General features: G+C 74.1%; 5 protein-coding genes. All 5 read right to left on the bottom strand.

The genetic code is table 11. The features are described 5' to 3' along the window. Positions 1-500: hypothetical protein (locus F4X11_27035; GenBank protein ID MYN68628.1), on the bottom strand; the 500-nt coding region annotated here is incomplete at its 3' end. A 14-nt stretch (positions 501-514) separates the two neighbouring features. Beyond that, positions 515-2,935 carry a type IV secretion system DNA-binding domain-containing protein gene (locus F4X11_27030; GenBank protein MYN68627.1) on the bottom strand — a complete coding sequence of 807 codons (2,421 nt, stop codon included), beginning with the start codon at positions 2,933-2,935 and terminating at the stop codon, positions 515-517. Then, positions 2,932-3,237: a hypothetical protein gene (locus tag F4X11_27025; protein ID MYN68626.1), complete on the bottom strand. Its 306-nt coding sequence runs from the start codon at positions 3,235-3,237 to the stop codon at positions 2,932-2,934. The genes F4X11_27030 and F4X11_27025 overlap by 4 nt, the downstream gene beginning before the upstream one ends. Further along, on the bottom strand, positions 3,237-3,776 hold the full coding sequence (locus tag F4X11_27020; protein MYN68625.1) for a TrbC/VirB2 family protein: 540 nt from the start codon (positions 3,774-3,776) through the stop codon (positions 3,237-3,239). Before F4X11_27020 ends, F4X11_27025 begins: the two co-directional genes overlap by 1 nt. Further along, entirely contained in the window at positions 3,724-4,041 is a 318-nt protein-coding gene (locus F4X11_27015) for a hypothetical protein (GenBank protein ID MYN68624.1), read from the bottom strand. The genes F4X11_27020 and F4X11_27015 overlap by 53 nt, the downstream gene beginning before the upstream one ends. Positions 4,042-4,826: the final 785 nt, after the last annotated feature.

The following is a 4,826-nucleotide window of genomic DNA, read 5'->3' as shown; positions in this document are numbered from 1 at the left end:
GCGACTCGGGAAGCCGTCGCCTGTTCGATGGCCTGAAGCTCCGTCCGCGCCGCCGCTTCCTCGGCCTCGTGCGCGGCCAGCGCCTCACCGGCCATGAACGCCGGCGCATGGCGCGGCGCGTCGGCCGGCGACGGTCTCTCGCCCTCGACGTAGACCACCAGGTCCGGCTCGTCGCCGCCGGACTCAGTGACCAGCAGCGCCCACACCCGGCCGCTCTCGGTGACCAGCGTCACGTTGGATGCGACCCCCGCTTCGAGCGGCTTGACGTAGGCGACGTGCGCAGCCGCCGACACGTCCCAGTAGCCGGCGTCGCCCGCCACTACGTCAACGATGGTCTCCTCGCGCGGCAGCACGATGGTCGTCGTGTGCCGCACCCTTGCCGTGACCGGGATCGCGGCCTCCTCGGTCCCGTGCGGCACGGTCCGGATCCCCTGCGCGGCGGCCGGCATCGCCGCCAGCGCCGCACAGCACCCGATTGCCGCCAGTCTTCGCGTCATCATTTTCTCCCTTCGGTTCACCCGAGCACCGCCGCCCGGTGGTGATCCAGTCCCGCGGCCAGCCGCACGATCGCGCCCTCCACCCCGTAGCGGTCCACCATTTCGGCGCGCCGCTGCGCCTCGCCCGCCGAGGACGTGTAGAGCCAGTAACTCTCCGGGTCGACCGCCAGCCGCAGGATCGCGGCCGTCGTCGGCCGGCGCAGGTACAGCTCGCGCTTCGGCTCCAGCTCGCGGACCGTGCGCAGCTCGTCGTCGTTGAGCTGGAACGTGGCCTGCCCGGCCGCGGGGAAGTCCGGGTTGGCGAGGAACAGCCGCGTCGGCATCGACTCCAGCAGCGCCGCCGCGCCGGCCGTCTCCGTGATGTCCGTCACCGACTGCGTCGCCAGGATCAGCGCCGCGTTGCGCTTGCGCCACGTCCGTGCCGCTTCCGTCAACCGGCCGAGCACCACCGGGTCCCGCAGGTAGCGCCACGCCTCGTCGACCACCATCAGCTTCAACCGCGTGGCCTCCGCCGGCGATTCGATCTCGGTCCGCAGCCGTTCGAGCAGGTAGAGCAGCGCCGCCTCGCACCAGTCCTCGTGCTCGACCGCGCCGGCCAGGTCGATCACCTGCCAGTCGGCGAGCGTCAAGTCGGCGTCCTCGGCCGGCGGGTTGTCGAACCACTTTCCCCAGGCCCCCGACCCGTGCCAGCGCGACAGCGCCGGCCACATCGGCGCCGGCAGAGACCGCACGAGGTTCCCGAGCGACCGGCGCACCGGGGCCAGCGCGTACAGGTCCTCGATGCGCGCCCGGACTTCCGACAGGTCGCCGCTCGACTCCTCCCAGCCGCCGATCCGCAGCAGGCGCAGCACCCAGGCCGAGAGGAACTGGACCGTCCGCTCGGTCGGCTCCAGGCTGAACGGCCGGAGCGGGATCGCGTCCTTCTCGGGAGACAGTCCGAGGTAGCCGCCGCCGAGGAACTGCGTCAGGGCGAGGTAGCTGCCGCCGAGGTCGAGAATGAGGACCCGCGGTTTGTACTGGAGCGCCTGGACGAGCAGGAAGTTGAGCGTGAAGCTCTTGCCCGAGCCCGTGGCGCCGAGCATCAGCGTATGGCCCACGTCCCGGCCCCCGAACAGGTCGTAGTGGTAGGGCGTGCCGGCCGGCGTCTCGAACACGGTCAGCGCCGGCGCATCGAGATGCGAGCACCGGCGGCTCCCGCGCGGCGGGCCGAAGAGCGGCGCCATGCAGGCCGCCACGCCGGCCGAGACGAAGACGCGGCGCGGCTGCCGCGACGCCGGCTGGCCGGGCAGCCGCCCGAACCACACGGCAAGCTGCCCGTAGGACTCGCGCGCCGCCTTCGCGTCCAGCCCGCCGAAGACCCGCTGGATGTCGGCGCCCCACTGCTCCAGTTGCTCGGCCGAGCCGCGCACCGTAACCGACAGCGCCACGTCCCCGTAGCCGACGCCTTCGGTCTCCAGCTCGACGAGCGCCTCGCCGGCCCGCCGCGCCTCGATGCTCGCGGCGGCATCCTCGAGCGCGGCGGCCGTCCCCTCCTTCTCCTGCATGTGGGCGGCCATCGAGTAGCGCTTCGAGAAGTAGTGCCGCTGCGCCGAGCGCATCTTCCGGCGCGCCGCCTCCCGCGACCACGGCCGCCACTCCAGCACGACGGTCATCGGCGCCCGCAGGGCGTACAGCTCCTCCAGCGCGTTCGCCGTGACGGTCGCCGGCGGCGCGACGCACGACCAGACGCCGACCTGTGAGCCCCCGACGTGCAGCGCGTGCCGCTCGGCCGCCACGTCCTCGCCCGCGAGCCGCCAGTTGACCCCGGCGTCAGTACGCATGCCCGCGGTCCAACCGCCGATGCCGCCGTTGACCAGCCGGTACAGGACCGCCGCCGCCTCGTCCCGCGCGAGGATCTCGATGGGGGTCACGTCCGCGACACGGGCCGCCGCGGCGGCCATCGTCGCCGCTCCCGTTCTGGCCGCCCGAGCGATGTCGGCCCCGAGGTAGACGGACTCGTGCGGCGCGCGCCGCCGCCGCAGCCACTCGGCCAGATGCGCCCGCCACCAGCCACGCCCGCGGACGCTTGCCGTCCGCCGCAGACCCGGGTCGAAGCTCCAGGCAACGTGCGCCTCGATGTCCTGCACGCGCCCGGCGAGGAACGCCTGCCGCTTGCGCTGGGCCAGCCCGGCGATGTCCGAGCCCGGCGGCCGAGGATCGAACGACGCCGCCTTCCGCTCGACGATCCACGACACCCGCATCTGCGGCGGCAGACCCGAGAGCATCCGCTGCCAGCGGCCCGCCACGGCGTCGAGGTCCTCGGCCCGCCGGCCGTCGGTGACGACGGGCACAAGCCGTCCCACCGTCACCAGCTCGCCGTGCCGCGTCAGGCAGGTCCGCTCGTCGACCCAGCCCCAGTACGGCAGCTCATGCGCCAGCGCGCCGGTGTCGTCCTTCACGACGCACCCCGCTCGATGACCACGTACGGCGACCGGTCCAGGAGCAGCCCCGCGTCGTACCGGCTGCGGTAGCGGACGGCCGCCCGGATGACCCCGACGAGGTTCTGGTCGTGGCGCCACGCCAGCCAGCCGGCGCCGTACAGCACGCCGAAGACCAGTCCGCCCGCCATCAGGCTGTTGACGGCGTTCCACACGGCCGCCCCCAGCGTCGCGGCCAGCAGGAAGAACCGCCGCTCGACCCCGAGCACCGTCAGCGGCTGGCTCAGGATCGCGTAGCCCCGCCACTGCCTCTGGCCGCGCATCAGAAGAGCCACGTGATGAAGTTGGCCGCGCCCAGCGCCATGCCGAGACCGAAGATGATCCCGGCCAGCGCCTGCTTGCTGCCGCCTTCCTGAAACGCGAACATCAACCCGCCGACGACGATCGCCACCAGCGCCAGTCCGCGCGCGATCGGGCCGGTGAACGCCTGCTGGAGGTTGTTGACCGCCTGCACCCAGGGCGAGCGCCCCTGCGCCAGCAGAAGCTCCCCGTACGCCAGGAGCACCGCCGCCGTCAGCCCGAACCGCAACCATCCGTATCTCCGCATCGTTCTCCTCCTCGTCACTCGGTTCCGCACACCGCCGAGACCTGCCAGACCGTCGCCGCGAACACCGTCAGCGCCAGGACGACGGCCAGTCCGCCGTGACAGCCCCCGCGCCCGCGGGGCGCCACCGTCAAGAGGACGCTCCCGACGCCGACAGCCAACAGGCCGGCTACCCACAGGGCGCGTCCGCACGCCAGCGTCTCGGTCACAGGTAGTCCCCCGCCTCGTCGCGGGCGAGCGCCTCGGCCAGCGCCGCATCCTGTCCGGCGCCGCGCCGGACCGCCCGCTCGACCACGTCCACCTTGCGGCCCACCGCGCCGAGACCGATGACGCGGGCGGCGAGGTAGACGCTTGTCCCGAAGGCCGCCAGGGCCAGCCCGCCGTACGCCGCCACGTACCAGCCGTAGTCGGTGGCGACCACGCGCCAGAACGGGTGCAGGTAGGTCAGCTCGACCCACAGCGCCCAGACGCTTATCGCGCCGGCCGACGCCGTCAGTCCCACGCCCACCTTCCACGGCCTCACAGCTCGATCACCTCGTGCTCGCGGCGTAGCCCGCCGCCGCCCCGGCCGCCGTCACGGCCCCCGCCGAGCGCCCGCCGCACCGCCGAGGCGGCGCGCGCCGACGACGCGTACAACGTGAAGCCCGCGCGCGCCTTCGCCCGGATGGCGCGCCCCCGGTAGTGCTCCGAGGCCACCTCGACGTTGGTGCGTCCGGTGCGGCCCGCCGCGTCGACGTGCTCGACCTGCGCGTCCGGCACGAGCACCTTGCCGTCGACGACCGGCAGCCCCAGCGTCTCGGCGGCGCGGCGGCGTGCCTCGTCGGCCGCCTCGCGGCTCGCCGTCCGCCGCGCCTGCTCCGCGCGGGCGGCGAGCAGGCCCTTCAGCTCCGCGTCGATGCGGACCCGGGTCACCCGCCCGCCGGCCGTCTCGATGCGCGTCTGCACGGCGTTCGCGGCGCGGTAGACCGCCACGTCGTGCGCCAGCTCGGCCGGCCGCACCGCCCCGGCGAACGCCTGCTGGTTCGGCCGGCCCGCCTCGCGCCACAGCGCCTCGGCGCGCGCCGCCCCGGCCGGCGTCGCGACGACGACCGTGAACGCGCCGCCTTTCGGTCCCCGCGCCTTCCGCCGCTCGACCCACCCGCGCCGCTCCGCTCGCGCCAGACCCCGCCAACCTGCGAACGGATGCCCGTCGAACTGCCGCTCGACCAGGTCCCGCAGCGCCACGGCCCGGAACGCACCCACGTCGCGCACCGCGCCGTCCACCCGCTCGTCGAACGAGCGCCGCGGCAGCCGCGCGTCGTACTCGCG

Source organism: Acidobacteriota bacterium, from assembly GCA_009861545.1.
Lineage (GTDB): Bacteria > Acidobacteriota > Vicinamibacteria > Vicinamibacterales > UBA8438 > WTFV01.
This window is presented reverse-complemented; position numbering and strand designations above follow the sequence as displayed.

Coding starts and splice junctions, on each gene's coding strand:
- F4X11_27025 (MYN68626.1), bottom strand. CDS start 3,237: ATGCGCGGCCAGAGGCAGTGGCGGGGCTACGCGATCCTGAGCCAGCCG.
- F4X11_27020 (MYN68625.1), bottom strand. CDS start 3,776: ATGCGGCGCTGGCCGAGGCGCTCGCCCGCGACGAGGCGGGGGACTACC.